Annotated in this window: 15 protein-coding genes and 1 tRNA gene; 7 read left to right on the plus strand and 9 right to left on the minus strand. The window is 70.8% G+C overall.

Going from position 1 to position 19,239, the window contains the following annotated elements; all coding sequences use genetic code 11:
- Positions 1 to 207: 207 nt before the first annotated feature.
- Positions 208 to 2,595 carry an ATP-dependent helicase gene (locus BN1193_RS09340; protein ID WP_052460610.1) on the minus strand — a complete coding sequence of 796 codons (2,388 nt, stop codon included), beginning with the start codon at positions 2,593 to 2,595 and terminating at the stop codon, positions 208 to 210.
- A gap of 251 nt (positions 2,596 to 2,846) precedes the next feature.
- Here BN1193_RS09340 and BN1193_RS09345 point away from each other — a divergent pair, with 251 nt between their 5' ends.
- The gene (locus tag BN1193_RS09345) at positions 2,847 to 4,040 is read left to right on the plus strand and encodes an MFS transporter (protein ID WP_052460611.1); all 1,194 of its coding nucleotides are present in this window, start codon (positions 2,847 to 2,849) and stop codon (positions 4,038 to 4,040) included.
- Positions 4,041 to 4,063: 23 nt separating this feature from the next.
- On the opposite strand, the gene BN1193_RS09350 is transcribed toward BN1193_RS09345, so the two are convergent.
- From BN1193_RS09350 to BN1193_RS09360, 3 genes are all read right to left on the minus strand, one after another.
- A complete protein-coding gene (locus BN1193_RS09350; protein WP_040165915.1) occupies positions 4,064 to 4,990 on the minus strand; it encodes a hypothetical protein in 927 nt (308 codons plus the stop codon).
- 62 nt (positions 4,991 to 5,052) lie between these two features.
- Positions 5,053 to 5,718 (minus strand): LuxR C-terminal-related transcriptional regulator, encoded by a 666-nt coding sequence (locus BN1193_RS09355; protein ID WP_040165917.1) that lies wholly within the window; start codon positions 5,716 to 5,718, stop codon positions 5,053 to 5,055.
- Complete coding sequence (locus tag BN1193_RS09360; RefSeq protein ID WP_230206461.1) at positions 5,715 to 6,941, minus strand: ATP-binding protein; 1,227 nt, start codon at positions 6,939 to 6,941, stop codon at positions 5,715 to 5,717. The genes BN1193_RS09355 and BN1193_RS09360 overlap by 4 nt, the downstream gene beginning before the upstream one ends.
- Positions 6,942 to 7,056: 115 nt before the next feature.
- On the opposite strand from BN1193_RS09360, the gene BN1193_RS09365 reads away from it, so the two are divergent.
- The 3 genes from BN1193_RS09365 to BN1193_RS18035 all read left to right on the plus strand — a co-directional run bounded on the left by BN1193_RS09365 (position 7,057) and on the right by BN1193_RS18035 (position 9,424).
- Positions 7,057 to 8,685: a PspC domain-containing protein gene (locus BN1193_RS09365; protein ID WP_040165918.1), complete on the plus strand. Its 1,629-nt coding sequence runs from the start codon at positions 7,057 to 7,059 to the stop codon at positions 8,683 to 8,685.
- Positions 8,685 to 9,221, plus strand: a complete 537-nt coding sequence (locus tag BN1193_RS09370) for a hypothetical protein (protein ID WP_040165920.1) — start codon at positions 8,685 to 8,687, stop codon at positions 9,219 to 9,221. Before BN1193_RS09365 ends, BN1193_RS09370 begins: the two co-directional genes overlap by 1 nt.
- 127 nt (positions 9,222 to 9,348) lie before the next feature.
- Positions 9,349 to 9,424, plus strand: a tRNA-Met gene (locus tag BN1193_RS18035).
- A 124-nt stretch (positions 9,425 to 9,548) separates the two neighbouring features.
- Here the strand turns inward: BN1193_RS18035 and ald are convergent.
- The 5 genes from ald to BN1193_RS09395 form a co-directional block, all read right to left on the minus strand.
- A complete protein-coding gene (gene ald, locus BN1193_RS09375; RefSeq protein WP_040165922.1) occupies positions 9,549 to 10,658 on the minus strand; it encodes an alanine dehydrogenase in 1,110 nt (369 codons plus the stop codon).
- Between the two features lie 32 nt (positions 10,659 to 10,690).
- Positions 10,691 to 12,172 (minus strand): NAD-dependent succinate-semialdehyde dehydrogenase, encoded by a 1,482-nt coding sequence (locus tag BN1193_RS09380; RefSeq protein WP_040165923.1) that lies wholly within the window; start codon positions 12,170 to 12,172, stop codon positions 10,691 to 10,693.
- Positions 12,169 to 13,470, minus strand: coding sequence for an aminotransferase family protein (locus tag BN1193_RS09385; RefSeq protein ID WP_094770402.1), 1,302 nt, complete (start codon positions 13,468 to 13,470; stop codon positions 12,169 to 12,171). The genes BN1193_RS09380 and BN1193_RS09385 overlap by 4 nt, the downstream gene beginning before the upstream one ends.
- A 117-nt stretch (positions 13,471 to 13,587) precedes the next feature.
- Positions 13,588 to 14,475 carry a LysR family transcriptional regulator gene (locus BN1193_RS09390; RefSeq protein WP_040165924.1) on the minus strand — a complete coding sequence of 296 codons (888 nt, stop codon included), beginning with the start codon at positions 14,473 to 14,475 and terminating at the stop codon, positions 13,588 to 13,590.
- A gap of 35 nt (positions 14,476 to 14,510) precedes the next feature.
- Entirely contained in the window at positions 14,511 to 15,410 is a 900-nt protein-coding gene (locus tag BN1193_RS09395; RefSeq protein WP_052460613.1) for a LysR family transcriptional regulator, read from the minus strand.
- A 126-nt stretch (positions 15,411 to 15,536) separates the two neighbouring features.
- Between BN1193_RS09395 and BN1193_RS09400 the strand changes: the two genes are divergently transcribed.
- From BN1193_RS09400 to BN1193_RS09410, 3 genes are read left to right on the plus strand one after another with little or no spacing between them, the layout of a single operon-like run.
- Entirely contained in the window at positions 15,537 to 16,757 is a 1,221-nt protein-coding gene (locus tag BN1193_RS09400; RefSeq protein WP_052460614.1) for a M24 family metallopeptidase, read from the plus strand.
- Positions 16,754 to 17,980, plus strand: coding sequence for an aminotransferase-like domain-containing protein (locus BN1193_RS09405; protein ID WP_040165926.1), 1,227 nt, complete (start codon positions 16,754 to 16,756; stop codon positions 17,978 to 17,980). Before BN1193_RS09400 ends, BN1193_RS09405 begins: the two co-directional genes overlap by 4 nt.
- Positions 17,977 to 19,230, plus strand: coding sequence for a M20 family metallopeptidase (locus BN1193_RS09410; protein ID WP_040165928.1), 1,254 nt, complete (start codon positions 17,977 to 17,979; stop codon positions 19,228 to 19,230). The genes BN1193_RS09405 and BN1193_RS09410 overlap by 4 nt, the downstream gene beginning before the upstream one ends.
- Positions 19,231 to 19,239 lie beyond the last annotated feature (9 nt).

Below are 19,239 nucleotides of genomic sequence, written 5' to 3' on the forward strand. Positions count from 1 at the left end.
CTCCCGTCCGTCCGCGTGCGCCCCGATGCGCGCTCGTGGCCCCCCGGCCGCGAACGCGCGTGCGCGTGCGACGGACGCACGGGGATCCCGTTGAGCTCCGGTCCCGCCGGCGCTGCCCCCCGGCGTGCGCAGGCGAACGACCGTCGCCGAGAATTCCCCGGCCTCAGCCTACAGGACTCGCTGCACGCTCCCGCGCGGCCCCTCCGCTCAGATCTTGACGATCGGAGCGATCTTGATCAGCAGTTTCTTGGATCCGGCCGCGTCGAACCGCACGTGTGCGATGCGCTTGGCCCCCTCGCCGGTGATCGCGTCGACGCGCCCCTCACCGAAGTCGTCGTGGCGGATCCGGTCCCCGGGCGCCAGTTCGAGGTCGCCGTTGTCACGGACCTTCGCGGTGACGCGGTTCGGGAAACGGTCGGCGTTCGTCGACAGCGGCTTGAGCCCACCACCGGGCGCGAGCGGTTTGGCGCCGAAATCGTTGCGGGGACGGCGGGCGTTCAGCGCGCGGGACTGCAGCCCCCCGCGTGAGTTCACATCCCCCGGCGACTGACGCCAGTCGATCAGCTCGACCGGGATCTCCTGCAGGAACCGGCTCGGCATCGCGACGGTCACCTCGCCGAACTGCGCGCGCGTCATCGCGAGGGTGACGTACAGGCGCTTGCGGGCTCGGGTGATGCCGACGTAGAACAGGCGGCGCTCCTCCTGCGGGCCGCCCGGTTCGCCTGCGGAGATGCGGTGCGGGATGAGGTCCTCCTCGACGCCGGTGAGGAACACCGCGTCGAACTCCAACCCCTTCGCGGTGTGCAGCGTCATCAGGGACACGACCCCGGACTCGTCATCCAGGTCGTCGGCGTCCGAGACGAGCGCGACGTCGGTGAGGAAGTCCGCGATCGTCCCCTCCGGGTTGTTGCGCGCGAACTCACGGGTGACCGCGACGAACTCGTCCAGGTTCTCCAGGCGGGCCTCATCCTGCGGGTCGCGGCTGGCGCGGAGCATGTCGAAGTAGCCGGACTTGTTCAGCAGCAGCGTCAGGCCGTCCGCGACGGAGGTCGGCGGGGGCACGGTGCCGTCAGCCGGGATCAGGACGGCGGACGCCTCGCGCAGGACGGTGTCCAGCTGCGCGATCGCGGCTTGGATCTTCGGTCCGAACCCCAGCTGGGAGGAGTGCGCGAGCGCGTCGCGGAAAGTGAGGCCGTTGTCCGCCGCGAATCGAGCGATGCCCGTCTCGGTCACCTCACCGATGCCTCGGCGCGGCTTGTTCAGGATGCGGCGCAGTGCCATCTCGTCCGCCGGGTTGGCCACGGCGATCAGGTACGCCAGAGCATCCTTGATCTCGGCGCGCTCGTAGAACTTCGTCCCGCCCATGATCTTGTAGGGCAGGGCGGCCCGGATGAAGATCTCCTCCAGCGCACGGGACTGCGAGTTCGTCCGGTAGAACACCGCCATGTCCCCGTAGGCCATGCCGCCGGCGCGGAGTCGGTCGATCTCGTCCGCGATGAACTGCGCCTCGTCGTGCTGCGAGTAGCCGGTGAAGCCGACGATGAGCTCGCCCGCACCGGTGTCGGTCCACAGCTTCTTGTCCTTGCGGTCGAAGTTGTTGCCGATGACGGCGTTCGCCGCCGACAGGATGTTCTGGCTGGAGCGATAGTTCTGCTCCAGGAGCACCACCTTCGCGCCCGGGAAGTCGCGCTCGAACTCGGTGATGTTGCGGATGTCCGCGCCCCGGAACGCGTAGATGGACTGGTCCGAGTCACCGACGACGGTCAGGGAGGCGCCGGGGACCTCCGGGGTCGTGTCGGCCTCGAAGATCATCATGCCGCCGGAGGCGAACGGCTCCGAGCCGCCGGAAACGGGCTTGGTGAGCTCCCGAATCAGGGCGTACTGGGCGTGGTTGGTGTCCTGGTACTCGTCCACCAGGACGTGCCGGAAGCGCTTGCGGTACTGGTCGGCGACCTGCGGGAACGCGCGGAAAAGGTACACCGTCTGGGCGATGAGGTCGTCGAAGTCGAAGGCGTTCGCCTTCTGCAGCCGCTGCTGGTACTCGCCGAAGATCGCCACGAACGCCCGCTCGGCGGGGTCGTTCATGTTCGCGTTGCGGGCGTGGGACTCGGCGTCCTGCAACTCGTTCTTGAGCTTCGAGATGCGCGACTGCACGGCCGCCGGAGTGAGGCCGTACTGGTCCGCCTCGTGCTCCTTGACCAGTCGCTTGATCAGCGCGCGCGAGTCTCCGGAGTCGTAGATCGTGAACGCGGACGTGAAGCCGAACTGCTGCGCCTCGCGCCGCAGGATCCGCACGCATGCGGAGTGGAACGTGGAGATCCACATCGCCCGCCCGGTGTCCCCGACGATCGCGGCCACGCGCTCGCGCATCTCCGCGGCGGCCTTGTTGGTGAACGTGATGGCGAGGATCTGGCTCGGGTACGCGTCACGGGTGCGCAGCAGGTGCGCGATGCGGTGGGTCAGCACACGGGTCTTTCCGGACCCGGCGCCGGCGACGATGAGCAGCGCCGGTCCGCGATATTCGACGGCGGCGCGCTGCGGCGCGTTCAGTCCGTCCAGGAGCGGGTCGGTGACGGCGGCAGCAGTTTCGTTCATGACCCTTCGATTCTATTCGCCGCCCCGACATCCCCTCCCTCCCCCGCGAGACCCCCGGGCACGTCCGAAACCTGCCGCGTTGCGGGGTGTATCGGACGTGCATGGGTGTCTCGCGGTCCGGGGGCGAGGGACATCCCCTCCCTCCCCCGCGAGACACCCGGGCACGTCCGAAACCTGCCGCGTTGCGGGGTGTATCGGACGTGCATGGGTGTCTCGCGGTCAGGGGGCGAGGAGGACCTAGGGTGGGACGAGTGACCGACTTCCGCTGGTTCTTCCTGGCGCGCGCGCTGACGATGATCACGGCGTCGATGTCCTCGGTCGCGATCGCGTTCGCCGTTCTGGGGATCTCGAACGACCCACGGGCGCTGTCGGCGGTCCTCGCCGCCGTGATGATCGGCAACATCACCTTCCTCCTCATCGGCGGTGTGGTCGCGGATCGCCTCCCCCGAGCCCTCGTGATCCAGACCTGCTGGGCCGTGAACATCCTCACCACCGGTGCCATGGCGACCCTGATCTTCACCGGCGTCGCGACCATCCCGCTGCTCGTGGCCCTCGGCGCGCTGATGGGGGCCTCCAGCGCCTTCGTGATGCCGGCGATGCAGGCGATCCTGCCGCAACTGGTCACCCCGGAGGTCCTGCAGCGGGCGACGGCGTCGATCTCGTTCGTCCGCGCCGCGAGCACGATCGGCGGACCGGTCATCGCCGGCATCCTCGTCGCGACCGCGGGGCCCGCCTGGGCGCTCGTGGTCGAGGCGGCCGGACTGGCCTGCGCCATTCCGATGCTGGCGATGGTCCGGCTGCCGCCACCGGCCCGCAGCGGATCATCGCTGTTCCGGGACCTTCGGGACGGATGGAACGCGTTCCGGAGCCGCACCTGGCTCTGGGTCATCGTCGTCGTGTTCGGTCTCCTCAACGCCATCCACATCGGCGCGTGGGGGATCGCGGGACCGTACATCGCCAAGAACGACCCCGCCCTCGGCGTCACCGGCTGGGGTTGGGTGTTGGGCGCCGAGGCGGCCGGCACGCTCGTCATGACCCTCGTCCTGATGCGCGTCCCGCTGCGTCGACCGCTGCGGTACGGCATGCTCGGTGTCGCCGCCTTCGCGCTGCCGCTGGGGCTGCTGGGATGGCATCCGGCGGTCGTGCCCCTGGCGCTCCTGGCCTTCATCGCCGGCGCAGGGAACGACGTGTTCAGCACCGGGTGGCAGCTCGCCCTGTTCGAGCACGTCCCGCGGGACATGCTCTCCCGCGTCTCCAGCTACGACATGCTCGGCAGCTTCCTGGCCATGCCGCTGGGCACCCTGATCTTCGGATGGCTGCTGACGGTCGCCGACGCACGGGTGGTCCTGATGACCGCATCGATCCTCTTCGCGGTGATCGCGCTCGGCACCCTGCTGGTGCCCTCGGTCTTCGGGATGCGACGCGCACCGGACGCCGGCGTCTGATCCATCGCGCGCCTGGGGGTGTTTCAGCGATCGAGCTCGGCGGGCTCGCGTGCGGAGCGACGTGCGAGGAACACCCCGCCGACGGCGATGACGAGGGCGACGGCGAATGCGGCCCACGCGATCCCGTCCGGCAACGAGACGCTGACGACATCCGAGCGCCACATCCGCGCGAGCATCGCGTTGCCCCACAGCGCCGTCATGAGGGCCACCAGCGCCAGAGCGGAACCGGCGGCGGCCATCGTGACGCCGGTGGCACGACGCGGGCCCACCTGAGCGTTCGCGGCGCCGCCGATGGCGACGGCGGTCCACGCCATCGCGCCGAACACGACGGTGAGAACGGCGACCCGGAGCACCGGCGCGACGCTCCACAGCCAGGACCAGAACGTCAGCGGTCCGGCGACGGAGTAGCAGGCCAGGTCGAAGACGCACTGGAACACGATGCCGCCACCGACCGTGGCGACCATCGGCCACGGCGAGTGCGGTCGGACCAGGAGGACCGCGACGAGCGTGAACACCACCCACGCGAGCACACCGCTGAGGGCGGGCCACAGGGGCGCGAACGACGCCTGGATGATCCGCGTGCAGATCATCAGGCCGACCGGAACGATGACCATGAGCGCCCGGTCGAACGGCAGCAGCCCGAGGATCGACTCGCGGGCACGCCATGGTCGCGTGGACGCGAGCCAGGTCGAACGGGCCGCGGCGGCGCCGGGGCGGCGCACGAGCGAGGTTCGCGTGGCGATCGCCCCGATCGTGATCCAGGCCAGAGCGAGCAGCAGCAGCACGCGCGCCGGCCAGACGATGGCCTCGGACTCCGGACGGGAGGCCGGCGGGACGTCGGCGTCGATCAGCAGGACGTCCCCGAGGCGGCTGACGATCACCGCCGCGATCACGGCGATGCCGACGGCGATCATGACGGCGCGTGTGCCCCGTGTGCGTGCCGTCGTCATGACGCGAGTTTACCCGCCGGACACGTCCGTCTCGTACGCGCGCACGCGCGCACGTCAGCCCGTCAGAGCAGCTTGCGCGCCGTCGCCCACGCGGTCAGTTCGTGCCGTGAGGACAGCTGGAGTTTGCGCAGCACGGCGGACACGTGGCTCTCCACGGTCTTCACCGAGATGAACAGCTCCGCAGCGACCTCCTTGTAGGCGTATCCGCGCGCGATCAGGCGCATGACCTCCTGTTCGCGCGTGGACAGCCGGTCCAGTTCCGCGTCGGTGGCCGCGGTCTCCCCGCTCATCGCACCGAACGCGTCCAGCACGAATCCCGCCAAGCGCGGCGAGAACACCGCGTCTCCCCCGGCGACCGCGCGCGCACCACCGGAGACCTCCGCCCCGGACGCGCCCTTGGTGATGTACCCGCGCGCGCCGGCGCGGATCACCCGCACGACGTCCTCGGCGGCGTCGGACACGCTCAGGGCGAGGTAGCGCACGGACGGCGCGAGCGGCAGAGCCTGCTGGAGAACGGCCTCTCCACCGGTCGCGGCGGTGCCGTCCGCACCCGGCAGGTGCACATCCAGCAGCACCACGTCCGGGACGGTGCGCACGATCGTCTCCACCGCGCTCGCCACGTCCGCCGCCTCGCCGACGACCTCGACGCTCGGATCCAGGTCCGCGCGCAGGCCGGAGCGGAAGATGGAGTGGTCGTCCACGATCACGATGCGCAGGGGCGCGGTCATACTGTTCCTCCGGGTACGAGGGGTTCGGGAGCGGAGCGTGCGTCGGGCCGGTCCAGGCGGAGCCGCACCTCGGTGCCGACGCCGCCGGCACCCCCACGGACTTCGGCGCTGCCGCCGGCGCGGCGCATGCGTCCGATGACGGACTGCCGCACCCCGAGGCGATCGGCCGGGACATCGGTCAGGGAGAAACCGGGACCGCGGTCGCGGATGAACACCTCGACGGTGTTCGGGCGACTCTCGATGTAGACGGAGATCTCCCCGCCGGCATGCCGAGCGGCGTTGAGCATCGCCTCGCGGGCGGCCGCGGCGAGGTCGCCGCTGGCCCGCTCGGTCGCGGTGCCGGCGGCCACCACGTCGATGTGCACGGGGTAGTCCAGTTCCAGCGCGGCACCGAAGTCGCGCAGGTCCGTCGGCAGGTCGCTGTCCGCGGCGTCGTCGCCGTCGTACAGCCAGCCGCGCAACTCCCGTTCCTGGGCGCGCGCGAGGCGCGCGACCTCGCTCGAAGCGCCCGCTCGGTTCTGGATCAGGGCGAGGGTCTGCAGCACGGAATCGTGCAGGTGGGCGGCCATCTCGCTGCGCTGCTCCTCCTTGATCCGGGCGATCCGATCGTCGGAGAGCTCCCGGAATCGGGTGACGAGCGTCGGGGAGAAGATGGCCATCACCGCCACGACGGCGAGCATCGCGGCGAGCGCGGCCGCACCGCCCCACTGCGAGCGCGCCACCGCGAGCGCGAGCACGGCGGCGACGACCGCGAGGATCGCGGCGAGGACGAGGCGAACGATGCGCGCATGCCGGGGGCCGCGCTCGGGGTCCTTCACGTCGACGAAACCGGCCCACAGCCCGGCCGCCACGGCGACGAGCTCGGCCAGCACGGCGGTGGTGAACCAGGTCGGGGTGGTGAACCACCCCGGGGTCCCGAAGGGCACGGCCAGCACCAGGGTCGCGAACCCGAGCGCACCGGACAGCGCCGTCAGCAACCAGGCGACGGGGACCCGGCGATGAACCGCGCCCTCGCCGGCCGCGAGCGGGGTGAAGGCCCACAGCCACGCGTACATGAGCGCACCGGCACCGGACGCGAGCGTCAGGACGATGAAGAGGAGTCGCGTCAGTCCGACCGACCATCCCAGGTGCTCGGCGAGTCCCGCCGCGACCCCCGCCACCTCAGCACGCCGCGCGCGACGCAGCGGCGGGCGCGGCGGGACGACGACAGGAGGGTTGGGCACCTCCACATCAAATCACGCGCACTCTCCGGCAGTCCCTCTGCGGGGACGGGATCAGGGTCCGATCCGGGGTGTCCCTGATAGCGGAACGGGCCGCGTCCACGGAAAGGTGGAACCCATGACCGACACATCCGTCCCTCCCGCTCCCACCACACCGCCGCCCCCGGCCGGTTCCGGAGGCTTCTTCGGCTGGGTCCGATCCCTCGGAATCGTCCGCCAGGACGCCTGGATCGGCGGCGTCGCCGCCGGCATCGCACGCCGCATCGGCGTCGATCCGCTGATCATCCGCGGCATCTTCGTCGTCACGGCCCTCATCGGCTTCCCGGCTCTGCTGATCTACGCGATCTGCTGGGCGCTGCTTCCGGACGCCGACGGCGAGATCCACCTGCAGAACATGTTCCGCGGACGGTTCTCGCCGCCCATGGTCGCGATCATCGTGGTCGTCCTGCTCAGCATCGTGCCGATCGTGCCGTGGTTCTTCGGCGCCGTCTTCTGGCCCTACGCCGGCGTCGTCAACGCCGGGTGGACCGGCATCCCCAAGGTGTTCACCGTGCTCCTCGTCCTCGGGCTGCTGGCGCTCCTGATCGTCGCGATCGTGAAGGCCTCGCAGCACCGCAACCGCGCCACGACGCCGACGAACCGGCAGTCCGGCCCGGGCTCGCACACGTGGCAGGAGCCGACCCCGTCCGCGGCGCCCTTCGCCGCGGCCACCGCGCCGTCCTCGCAGAGCCGGCCCCAGCAGCAGGCCCAGCCGCAGCCGCCGGTCCAGCCCCAGTGGCAGCAGCCGCAGCAGCAGCCGCAGGGCCCGGCGTACGAGGCCTGGCGGCAGCAGCACGAAGCCTGGCTGGCGCAGCACGGGCAGTGGCGACGCGACCAGGATGATGCCGACCGTCGCGCGCAGGAACAGGCCCGTCAGGAGAACATCGCCCGCGTCGTGGAGCAGAAGCGCGCCTACGACCGCGCCCGCGCCGTTCGCAAGGCGTCCCGGCCGCGCACCCCGTTCTGGTACGTCGCCATCGTCGTCGGACTCGCCGTCCTCGCCGGCGCCGCGACGGCTCTGGCGACCGCAGGACTCGGGTCCGCCGCGGCCGCCGGCGCGTGCCTGTGCGTCGCGGCCGGCGTCACGGCACTCGGCATGATCGGCGCCGGAATCCTGCGGCGCCGCAGCGGATTCCTGACGTTCCTGACGATCGCGATCCTCGTGTTCGCAGTGCCGGTCAGCCTGGCCGTCGTGCCGCTGACCTCCTCCACGCGGGCGCTCGGCGTCTCCGCAGGGGACGCCGGAGAGGTCGCACTGTTCGGCGGTGACATGAACATCTACAACCCCGAGCCGGGCGAGCACACGTACGTGCAGTTCTCCGGTTCGACCACGATCCAGCTCAGCCCGTACCCGGAGCAGGCCGGAAAGCCGCAGGGCAACGCCTTCGGCTCGGTCGTGCTGGCCAAGGGCCAGGGCGTGACCGACATCTGGGTCGATCCCGGCGTTCGACTCGATCTGACCGCCGTCGTGCGGGACGGTCAGGTCCGCGTCTTCGACGCGCAGGGCGCCGAAGACCCGAATCCCCAGCTCACGGCGGAGCAGCCGGACGCCGTCAGCGGCCCCGACGGACTCACCTACGACACCACGCTCACGAACCCGGACAAGGGGTCCGCAACGGTCGATGTGACGGTCCGAATCGGCCAGCGCGACACCGTCAACGTCTACCTGATCCAGCCGACGGACACCACCGAGAAGGACGGCAAGTGATGAACAGCACCGATCCCACACCCGAGGAATTCCGCACCGAACCGCTGCCGGACATCGACGCCACCGCAGAGGTCGTCGCGACCCGGGACGGCGAAGCGGCTCCCGTCGCCGCAGTCCGTACCGACACGGACCGTGCGTCCGAGGACGCCCTTCTCGCGGATGCCGACTCGTGGTCCCGCGATCCGTCCCCCCTCGCCACGACCGGCCCCACGCCGGCGGATTCGGCCCTGGTGCCGCCGTCCGGGACCGTGGTGGACGAGACGGTCGCCGCTGAGGCGGACCCGATCCCCCGCCCGCGTACGCGCTGGGCAGGGATCATCTGGGGCTTCATCCTGCTCGCGATCTCCGTCCTCGGAGTGCTCGCCGTGGTGCAGGACGGCGTGCGCGCCACGATCGAGAATCTGTGGTTCTCCCTGACTCCGGTGTCCTCCGCGGCGTATCTGGCAATAGCGCTGGGCGGCATCGCCGTCGTCTGCGCCGCCGTCGGACTCATCGGACGTGCGCAGCGTGGGGCTGCGCAGCGGTCGCGTCTGTAAGCGACCCTCGGGCGGGCGCCGGAATCGGGAACCGGCGCCCGCCCCTTCACGTCATCCGCCGTCACGCCCCGTCGCATCGCGACACGGCGGCTCCCTTCGTCCGCGGTCGTCCGTACCGTGGACACATCGCGGCGATCCGGGTGGTCCCGGGCCTCGGTTCATAACCGAAGGTGCAGCGGGTTCGACTCCCGCCGTCGCGTCCAATCGCTCCCACCTGCGACAGTTCCGGACCTCCGGAACTGTCGCAGGTCAGAGCATGCCCGATGTCGCTCCCAGGTCCGGCAGGAAGTCGCCCGCAGAAGTGTCGGACGTGGGCGCGACGCGGGATCAGACCAGGGCCGCGACCTGGGCGGCGGGCAGGTCCGGGAAGGCGTCCGCGACACCGGCGTAGGCGATCCGCCCGTCCCGGGTGTTGACGCCGAGGGACAGCGCGGGGTTCGCGTCGAGCGCCGCTTCCACACCGCGGTCCGCGATCTGCCGGATGTAGGGCAGCGTCGCGTTCGTCAGCGCTCGAGTAGAGGTCTGCGGCACGCCGCCGGGCATGTTCGCGACGCAGTAGTGGCGGATGCCGTCGACGGTGAAGATCGGGTCCTGGTAGGTCGTGGCGTGCGAGGTCTCGAACGCCCCGCCCTGGTCGATGGCGACGTCGATCAGCAGCGCCCCGGGCTTGAGGATCGTCAACTGGTCACGGGTGACGACCTTGGGTGCCGCCCGACCGGGGACGAGCACGGCGCCGATCACGACGTCGGCCTGCGCGAGCTCGGCCTCCACCGTGGCGACATCCGACATCAGGACGCGCGCACGGCCGGCGAACAGCTCGCCGAGCTCCCGGACGCGCTTGCCGGACATGTCGAGGATCGTCACCTCAGCCTGGAGCCCGATCGCCAGCAGCGCCGCCTGCGCGCCGACCACACCGCCGCCGATGACGAGCACGCGAGCCGGCGCGACACCGGGCGAGCCGCCGAGGAGAACGCCGGGTCCTCCCCCGGCGCGCGTGAGGTGCGTGGCCGCGGCCTGCGCCGCCAGACGTCCGGCGACCTCGCTCATGGGCGTGAGCAGCGGCAGCCCGGTGGCGTCCTGCACGGTCTCGTACGCGATGCCGAGGGTGCCGGCGTCCAGCAGTGCCTCGGTGAGCGGACGGTCTGCGGCCAGGTGCAGGTAGGTGAACAGCGTCAGATCCGGACGGAGGAAGCCGTACTCGGACGCGATCGGCTCCTTCACCTTCACCAGCAGCTCGGCGCTCGCCCAGGCCTCGGACTGCGAGACGATCCGCGCGCCGGCGGCGAGGTACTGCTCGTCCGGATAACCGGCGTTGGCCCCGGCTCCGGTCTCGACGGACACCTCGTGACCGCGACGGACGAGGTCCATGGCGCCGGCGGGGGTGAGGCCGACGCGGGCCTCCTGGGGCTTGATCTCGGTGACGACGGAGATGCGCATGATGATGTGGGTTCTTTCTGTTGTCGCCGGCGTCAGGCGCTCGGGCGGCGGGAGATGTTGTAGAAGCGGATGTTCTGGTATTCGTCCAGTCCCTCGGCACTGCCTTCGCGGCCGAGACCGGACTGCTTCACGCCGCCGAACGGGGCAGCGGCGTTGGACGGCACGCCCTGGTTGATGCCGACGAGGCCGGTCTGCAGCGCGTCGGCGACGTTGAGCGCGCGATCCAGGCTCTCGGTGAAGACGTAGCCGGCCAGGCCGAACTCGGTCGCGTTCGCCCGCTCGATGGCGTCAGCCTCGGTGCGGAATCGCTGGATCGCGGCGATAGGGCCGAAGATCTCGCTCGTGGCGACCTGTGCGGTCGCGGGCGTGTGGTCGAGGACCGTCGGCGCGAAGAAGTTCCCCACGCCGTCGTGGCCCGTCCCACCGGTGCGCAGCACGGCACCCCGCGCGACGGCGTCCGCGGTGAACGACGCCATCTGCGCGACCGCGCGGTCATCGATCAGCGGACCGACGACGGTCCCAGCGCCGAAGCCGTTGCCGACGCTCGCCTCGGCCAGGCGGGCGGTGAGGGCGTCGACGAAGTCATCCGCGATGCCGTCCTGCACGTAGATCCGGTTCGCCGCGATGCAGGACTGCCCGCCGTTGCGGAGCTTCGCCGCGACGGTCCCGGCGACGGCACGCTCCAGGTCGGCGTCATCGAAGACGATCAGCGGCGCGTTGCCGCCGAGCTCCATCGAGGTGCGCAGGACGTTCTCGGACGCCAGCTGCAGCAACTGCTTCCCGACCGGGGTGGACCCGGTGAAGGAGACCTTCCGCACGCGCTCATCGCGCAGCACCGCGGCACTGAACGACGACGAGCTGGAGGTGGTGACCACCTGCACGAGGTCCTCCGGCACCCCGGCCCGCCGAGCCAGGTCAACCGCGTAGATCGTGGTCAGCGGAGTCAGAGTCGCGGGCTTGATCAGGGCCGCGCATCCGGCCGCGAGCGCGGGCGCGATCTTGCGCGTGGCCATCGCGAGCGGGAAGTTCCACGGCGTGATGAGCACGGCGAGTCCGACCGGCGAGCGGGAGGTGACGATGTCGGCACCGCCGTCCGGCGCCGGACGGAAGTTGCCGCCGGGCCGCACGGCCTCCTCCGCGTACCACCGGACGAAATCTGTGCCGTACTTCACCTCGGCGCGCGCTTCGCCGAGCGGCTTGCCCATCTCGCGGGTGATCAGGTGCGCGAGCTGTTCGGTGTGCTCGACCAGCAGCGCCCACCAGCCGTGCAGGACGCTCGCGCGTTTACGCGGGGTCGTGCGCGCCCACGCCGCGCCGGCCGCATCGGCCGATCGCACGGCCGCCAGAGCGCCGTCGACGTCGACGTCCGGGATGAACCCGATCGTCTCCGCGGTGGCGGGGTCGGCGACGGCGATGCCGGACGCGGGCAGCTCCAGCGAGCGGATCACCTCGTCCGCGACGGCGAGACCGGCGGGGTCGGCGGCGATGAGTCCGGTGGCGACGGCGGCGGTCATCGGTTCTCCTCGGTGGTGATGGCCTGTCCGATCGCCGCGACGTAGGAGGTGAGTTCGTCGTCGCTGATGATGAACGGCGGGCTGAGCTGGAGGGTGTTGCCGCGCAGCGGCCGGGAGATGAAGCCGAGCTCGATGAGCTCGTCGGCCACCTTCTCCGCGGAGAGGTGGTCGGCCAGGCTGATGCCGCCGAGGAGACCGGCGACCCGGACGTCGACGACCGCCGGGGTGCGCTCCGCGAGCGCGGTCAGTTCGGTGCTGAGCAGGGCCTCCAGCTCCACCACGCGCGGGACGAGCCGGTCGCGGTCCAGGATGTCGAGGTGCTTCAGCGCGACGGCGGCCGCGGTCGCGTGACCGGCGTAGGTCGCGCCGTGCCGGAAGATCGGGGTATCCGGGGAATCGACGTAGAACGGCTCCCAGATGCGCGGGCTGACCAGGACGCCACCGAGCGGCGCGTACCCGGAGGTCACGCCCTTGGCGAAGGTGACGAGGTCCGGCTCCACACCGTAGCGCTCGGCCGCGAACATCGTGCCGGTGCGGCCGAAGCCGGTGATGACCTCGTCGAGGATCAGGAGGATGTCGTTCTCGCGCGCGAGGCGTTGGACGGCCTCGAGGTAGCCCGGCTCCGGCGGGTTCACCCCACCGGTGCCCTGCACCGGCTCGGTGACGATCGCGGCGATGTTCTCCGCACCGATCTCGGCGATGGCGCGAGCGACGGCGTCCGCGTCGTGCAGCGGGACGCGCGCCGTCTCCGGGACCAGGGACTCGGTGCCGTAGCCCTCGCGGTTGAACTCCAGTCCGGCGATCGAGGTGCCGTAGGCGTGCAGGCCGTGGTACGCGAACTCGCGACTGAGGATGATCTTCTTGGAGGTGCGACCCTCACGCTGCCAGTGCCGACGGGCGAGCTTGCAGGCGACGTCGATGGCGTCCGAGCCGCCCGAGTTCAGGATGACCTTCGCGCGCTCGATCGGCGCGATGGACGCCAGCCGCTCCCCCAGGGCGAGCGCCTTGTCGTTCGTGAAGCGGGCGAAGATGTGGTAGGTCTCGAGCTGCTTCATCTGCTCGTACGCGGCCTCGGCGAGTTCGGGATGCGCGTGTCCGACGTTGGCGTGCCAGAGCCCGGCTGTGCCGTCGAACAGGCGCCGCCCATCGGTGGTGTGGACGTACGATCCCTCACCGCGCTCGATGACGAGCTGCCGGCCGATCACCGACGGCGTATGCGCCTGCGCGGGCCAGAGTGCAGGGCCGTCCAGAATGGCCGGGCGTGGGGACGTCTGCGCGGACGTATCGGTGACGGTCATGGGTTCGCTCCTCGGCATCGAGTTCTGCGAGGAGAGGGACGCTCCTCGCAGATCACGATACGAATGCTCACCCGTTATGAAAAGCGAACGTTTATGACAATTCTTCGTCAGGTTTGCTTACAGCTCTCCCCGCAGTGCGCGGCCCACTGCGTCGCGGATGACCGTGAGGGCCGGGCGGTCCTCAGACCCCGCACGCGTCAGGAAGACGATGCCGCGATGCTCGCCGGTCGGCAGCGCCGCGCTCGGTTGCAACGACGAGCCGGATTCGCGCAGCACGATATCCGGCAGGAACGCCGCCGCCAGGCCCGCCTCGACCATGCGCAGGTGGAACAGCAGGTCCGAGGACTCGTGCGCGACGAGAGGTTCGAAGCCACGCTCCCGGCACACCCGCAGCGCCCACTGCGTCGCCGCACTCGTGCGCGGTTCCATCGCCCAGCGCACGTCACGCAGCGCCGCCGGCGACGCATCCGTGACCCCGGCCGGGAGATAGCCGCGCACCGGATCGTCTCCGAGCGCCGTGGCGTGGATGCCCGGCGCGTCCGGCTCCGTCCCCGGAAAGGAATCGGTGATCACGGCATCCACCTGACGGGCGATCAGGCGCACCACCGCCTCCTCCGGGTCGTGCAGCTGCAAGCGCACATCGAGACCGGGATAGTCCTCCGCGAGCGCGGACAGGACCCGGGGCATCACCGTCCGGCTGATCGTGGCGAACGCGGCGACCGTCACGATTCCCTGAGGCCGCTCGTGCGCGGAGGCGAGGTCGGATTCCGCGCGTTCCACCGCTGCGAGGATCGCCTCGGTGTTGCGAACGAGCTCCTCACCGGCGGGAGTGAGCTTCACGTTCCGGCCGACCCGCTCCAGGAGCACCACCCGGGTCTCCTTCTCCAGGAGCGCGAGCTGCTGCGAGATCGCGGAGTGACTGTAGGACAGCTCCCGCGCCGCGGCGGACATGCTGCCGCGCAGCTTCACCTCCCGAAGCAGCCGCAACCGATGCAGATCCAGCATGGTTCGAGGATATGGTCTTCGCTCTCGGCCGTCGGTCAGCTCCGAGCGGTGACCGCCTGCAGGTGCGACAGGAGAGCGGCGACCGCCGGCCGGGTCGCGGACCCCCGCCGGGTCACCGCATGGATGTCGCGGTGCAGCAGTGCGGCCGCAGACCGCCACGGCACGCGGTGCGGGGGCTCCGGCAGCGGCGCGGTCGGGCTCTGCATCAGCATCTCCGGCAGCAGAGCCGCGGCGGCACCGCTGAACGCGAGCATGTGGTGGACCCGGAGATCCGGGCTCTCGAATCGGACGTGCGGTTCCAGTCCCGCGGCACGGCAGATCCGCATCGACCAGGCGGCCGAATCGGTGTCCGCCGGCTCGAACACCCAGGGGATGCCGGCCAGGGCCGCGGCGGACTCCACCGGAGTCGGTGCATAGGCGATCATCCGGTCGCGCAGCAGGTGGGTGCGGATCACCCCGACATCCACGCGCCGCGGGATCCCCGGATACTCATCGGTGACGGCGACGTCCGCGCGGCGACCCGCGATGGAATCGAGCGCCTCGAACGGCTCCACCTGGGAGAACTCGACCACGACGTCCGGGTGGGACCGCGCCATGCGGGAAAGGACGGCCGGGAGGTAGCGCAGGGCGAACGTGCTGAACGCGGCGAAGCGGACGACGCCCTGCACGCGTTCCCGACGACGCTCCAGCGCCGATTCGGCCTCTTCCAGCACGCGGACGGCCTGCTCGGCGTGGCGGGACAGGTCGATCCCCGCCTGCGTGAGCTCCAACCGGCGGCCGACCTGCTCGAGCAGAGTGAGCCCGACCTCAGCCTCGAGCTTGGACAGCTGCTGCGAGATCGCGGACGAGCTGATCCCGAGCGCCCGCGAGACCGCCGCGATGCTGCCCCGCGTCTCCAGCTCGCGCAGCAGCGCCATCCGTCGCAGATCCAGCACGCAGTGCCCCTTCCACCATGAAGTTCTGCTTAATGATATCCACAAGCGGGAGGCCCTTCCTCGAAAGGTTCACGGTGCATACCGTGGGGAGGGAAACGCTTGCACCTTGCCCACGAAGGAGTGGTCATGCTGACCTCCCGCACCGACGCCACTCGCCCGGCCGTCTTCTCCCCCGCCGAGTACGAGGCCCGCCGGCAGGCCGTGTCCGCGCGTGCGGCGAAGGACGGATTCGACGCACTCCTGATCGCCGATCCGGCGAACATCTACTACCTCACCGGGTACGACGCGTGGTCGTTCTACACCCCGCAGGTGCTGCACCTTCCGGTCGGCGGGGATCCGACGCTGATGATCCGCGAGATGGACGCGAACGGCGCCTGGCGCACCGCGACCGGGATCCCCGCGGCGGACATCGTGGGATATCCGGAGAGCTTCGTGCACCGGCCCGAGGTGCACCCCGGCGACTGGATGGCGCAGACCCTCGGCGAGCGCGGACACGGCGGTCCGGCCCGCGTCGGATACGAGGGTGACGCGCACTTCTTCTCCGTCCGCACGTTCCGAGCTCTGCAGATCGGACTGCCGGAGTGGCGGCTGGAGGAATCGCACGAGCCGGTGAACTGGGTCCGGCTGATCAAGTCGCCGGCCGAGATCGAGCTGATGCGGCGAGCGGGCCTGGTGTGCAGCGCGGCGATGCGCGTCGCGGTGGACGCGATCGTGCCCGGACGACCGCAGAACGAGGTCGCTGCGGCCATCCTCGCCGCGCAGGCGACCGGCGTTCCCGGAGCCGACGGCGACTACCCGGCGATCGTCCCGATGCTCCCCACCGGTGCCGGCGCCGGCACTCCGCATCTGACGTGGACGGCGGACCCGCTCCCGTCCGGCGAGCCCATCTCGATCGAATTGGCCGGCGCCCACCACCGGTACCACACCCCCCTCGCGCGCACCGTGATCGCCGGCACGCCCTCCCGCGACATGGACCTGCTCGCCGGCGCCACCGTCGAGGGGTTGGACGCCGCCCTCGCCGCCGTGCGTCCGGGCGCGACCGCTGCCGACGTCAGCGCGGCCTTCACCCGCGTGATCGGCGCCGCCGGATACACCAAAGCCTCCCGTCTCGGGTACTCGATCGGCATCGGCTACCCGCCGGACTGGGGCGAGCGCACCGTCAGCATCCGCGCCGATGACGACACCGTGCTCGTGGAGAACATGACGTTCCACGTCATCGCCGGCATGTGGATGACGGGTTTCGGTTTCGAGGTGTCCGAATCCGTCCGCGTCAGCGAGGGCGGCGTGGAGATCCTCACCGACGCGCCTCGTTCCCTGATCACCCTCGACTCCCGGAGGTTCGCATGACCACCACCGCTTCATCCCTGCGTCTGGCGGCGCGGACCGACCAGTTGATCGGGTCGGTGATCGACTCGTCCACCTCCCTGCTCGCGTCCCAGACCCACGACATCGTGCGGTTCGCGATGGGAGCCCCGAACGCGGAACTGATCCCGACCGAGGACTTCGCCCGTCTGTTCACCACCCCGGCCGTCGGTCGGTTCGACTACGGCGCCACCGAGGGCGAACCGGAACTCGTCGCGCAGGTGCTGTCGTATCTGGCGCGCGACGGTCACCCGAGCGACGCGGAGCGGATCGTCATCACCACCGGGGGCATGCAGGGTCTGGACATCGCGTTCAAGATCCTCGTGGACCCGGGCGACCTCGTCGTCGTCGAGGCCCCGACGTACACCAACGGCATCGGCACCGCGCTGAGCTACCAGGCCGAGATCCTGGAGGCGCCGATCGACGCCGACGGCATGGTCGTGGAGGCGCTGCCGGAGCTCGTCGCCCGCGCCGGCCGGACACCGAAGGTGATCTACACGATCCCGAACTTCCAGAACCCGTCCGGCACGACCCTCAGCGAGGCGCGGCGCCGACGACTGCTGGATCTGGCCGAGGAGTGGGACGCGGTCATCGTCGACGACGACCCGTACGGTGCGCTGCGGTTCGAGGGCACGGACGTGCCGACCTTCGCCCAGCTCAGCCCGGGCAACCCGCGCATCTTCCAGGTCCGGACGTTCTCGAAGATCCTCGCCCCCGGCCTGCGGATCGGCTGGATCGACGTCGACCCGGCGCTGCGCCGACTGGCGATCAACGCCAAGCAGGCCATGGACACCTGCACGAACGTGCCGATGCAGCACGTCGTGGCCGATTACCTGGGCGAGGGAGCGCTGGATGAGCATCTCGCGCGCCTGCGCGCCGTCTACCGCGAGCGCAAGATCGCCGCACGCCGGTCGCTGTTCGAGCGGTTCGGGGACGAGGTCGAGCTGACGGACCCCGAGGGGGGCTTCTTCCTCTGGCTCACCCTGGCCGGCCGGTACGCGAACATCGACACCGAGGAACTGTTCCCCACGGCGCTGCGGCACGGGGTGGCTTACATCCCGGGACCGGCCTTCGCGGCATCCGGGACGTTCCGCAACGCCCTGCGCATCTGCTTCGCCACCTCGACGCCGGAGCGGATCGCCGAGGGCGTGCAGCGTCTCGGCGCAGCGCTGGATGAGCACCTCGCCCAGGCTGGCGGGGCCGCGTGAGCACCACCGTCACCGCCGAGGACACCGTGGCCGCGGACCGCGAATCGCGAGTCCTCGCACGGATCGACCCGGAGGCGATCGCGTCCCTCACTGAGCGGCTCATCGAGGCGGCGAGCGAGAACCCCGGTGGTGTCGAGGAGCCGGCGGTGTCGGTCCTCGCCGCAGCACTCCGGGCCGCGGGAGCGACCGTCGAGCTGGATGAGGTGCTTCCGGGACGCTCGAACCTCGTCGCCCGATTCGGTCCGCGCGACGGCGCCGGCGGCGTGCTGTTCCTCGGCCACAGTGACGTGGTGCCCGCCGGAGCGGGCTGGAGCGCGGATCCGTTCATCCCCCGCCGTGGGGACGGCACGATCATCGGTCGCGGTGCGACCGACATGAAGGGTGGTCTGGCCGCGGTGGTGGCCGCGACCGCCGCCGTGCACGCCGAGGCCCCGGACCTGCCGATCACCGTGCTGTGCACGGTCGACGAGGAGGCCGACGCTCTCGGTGCGCAGCATCACATCACCCATCGGCCCGCGACGCGGCACGCCCTGTGCATCGTCGCCGAGCCCACCGCGCTGACGACGATCACGGGATGCCGTGGAGCGGCGAACTTCCGCGTCGAGATCCGCGGCGCGAGCGCGCACGCGGGTCGTCCCTCCGACGGGGCGAGCGCGATCCTCGCCGCCACGGATCTCATCGCCACGATCGAGCAGGACAGCCGTCGGCTGGACGGCCTGGCGCATCCCGTCCTGGGGTCGGGGAGTTGGAACGTCGGCACGATCGTCGGCGGCCACGGCACCTCGATCGTGCCGGACCGCTGCGTCGTCGGCATCGATCGGCGCACCCTGCCCGGCGAAGAGCCGACGCTCGTCCTCACCGAGCTGCTCGGTCGCACGGCCGAACTGATCCGGGCGCAGGACCGGCCCGGCGCCGAGCGCATCACGGTCGACGGTGTCGTGGAGATGACGATGCCGGGCTTCATGACCGATCCGGCTTCCGCCGAGGTCGCGCGCGTCCGCGCGGCGGTGCGCGAGGTCGGCGGCGCCGGCGACGTCGATGTGTGGACCGCCTCCTGCGAAGGCGGATTCATCGCCCGACACCACGACGTTCCCACGGTCGTCCTGGGCCCGGGAGATCTGCCCGGGCAAGCCCATCAACCCGACGAGAGCGTCTCGATCAGCGAACTGGCGCAGGCCGCTCGCGCCTACGCCCTCATCGTCCTGCGCACCATCCCCGAACCGTCCCCGGCCACCACGGCCGATCTGTAAAGGAGCAGA

The sequence above is a fragment of the Microbacterium gorillae genome (genome assembly GCF_000826185.2).
Classification (GTDB): domain Bacteria; phylum Actinomycetota; class Actinomycetes; order Actinomycetales; family Microbacteriaceae; genus Microbacterium; species Microbacterium gorillae.

Bases quoted from the DNA above. Each gene is read 5' to 3' on its own strand.
- BN1193_RS09340 (WP_052460610.1), bottom strand. From the start codon at position 2,595: ATGAACGAAACTGCTGCCGCCGTCACCGACCCGCTCCTGGACGGACTG.
- BN1193_RS09350 (WP_040165915.1), bottom strand. From the start codon at position 4,990: ATGACGACGGCACGCACACGGGGCACACGCGCCGTCATGATCGCCGTC.
- BN1193_RS09355 (WP_040165917.1), bottom strand. From the start codon at position 5,718: ATGACCGCGCCCCTGCGCATCGTGATCGTGGACGACCACTCCATCTTC.
- BN1193_RS09365 (WP_040165918.1), top strand. From the start codon at position 7,057: ATGACCGACACATCCGTCCCTCCCGCTCCCACCACACCGCCGCCCCCG.
- BN1193_RS09370 (WP_040165920.1), top strand. From the start codon at position 8,685: ATGAACAGCACCGATCCCACACCCGAGGAATTCCGCACCGAACCGCTG.
- ald (WP_040165922.1), bottom strand. From the start codon at position 10,658: ATGCGCATCTCCGTCGTCACCGAGATCAAGCCCCAGGAGGCCCGCGTC.
- BN1193_RS09380 (WP_040165923.1), bottom strand. From the start codon at position 12,172: ATGACCGCCGCCGTCGCCACCGGACTCATCGCCGCCGACCCCGCCGGT.
- BN1193_RS09385 (WP_094770402.1), bottom strand. From the start codon at position 13,470: ATGACCGTCACCGATACGTCCGCGCAGACGTCCCCACGCCCGGCCATT.
- BN1193_RS09390 (WP_040165924.1), bottom strand. From the start codon at position 14,475: ATGCTGGATCTGCATCGGTTGCGGCTGCTTCGGGAGGTGAAGCTGCGC.
- BN1193_RS09400 (WP_052460614.1), top strand. From the start codon at position 15,537: ATGCTGACCTCCCGCACCGACGCCACTCGCCCGGCCGTCTTCTCCCCC.
- BN1193_RS09405 (WP_040165926.1), top strand. From the start codon at position 16,754: ATGACCACCACCGCTTCATCCCTGCGTCTGGCGGCGCGGACCGACCAG.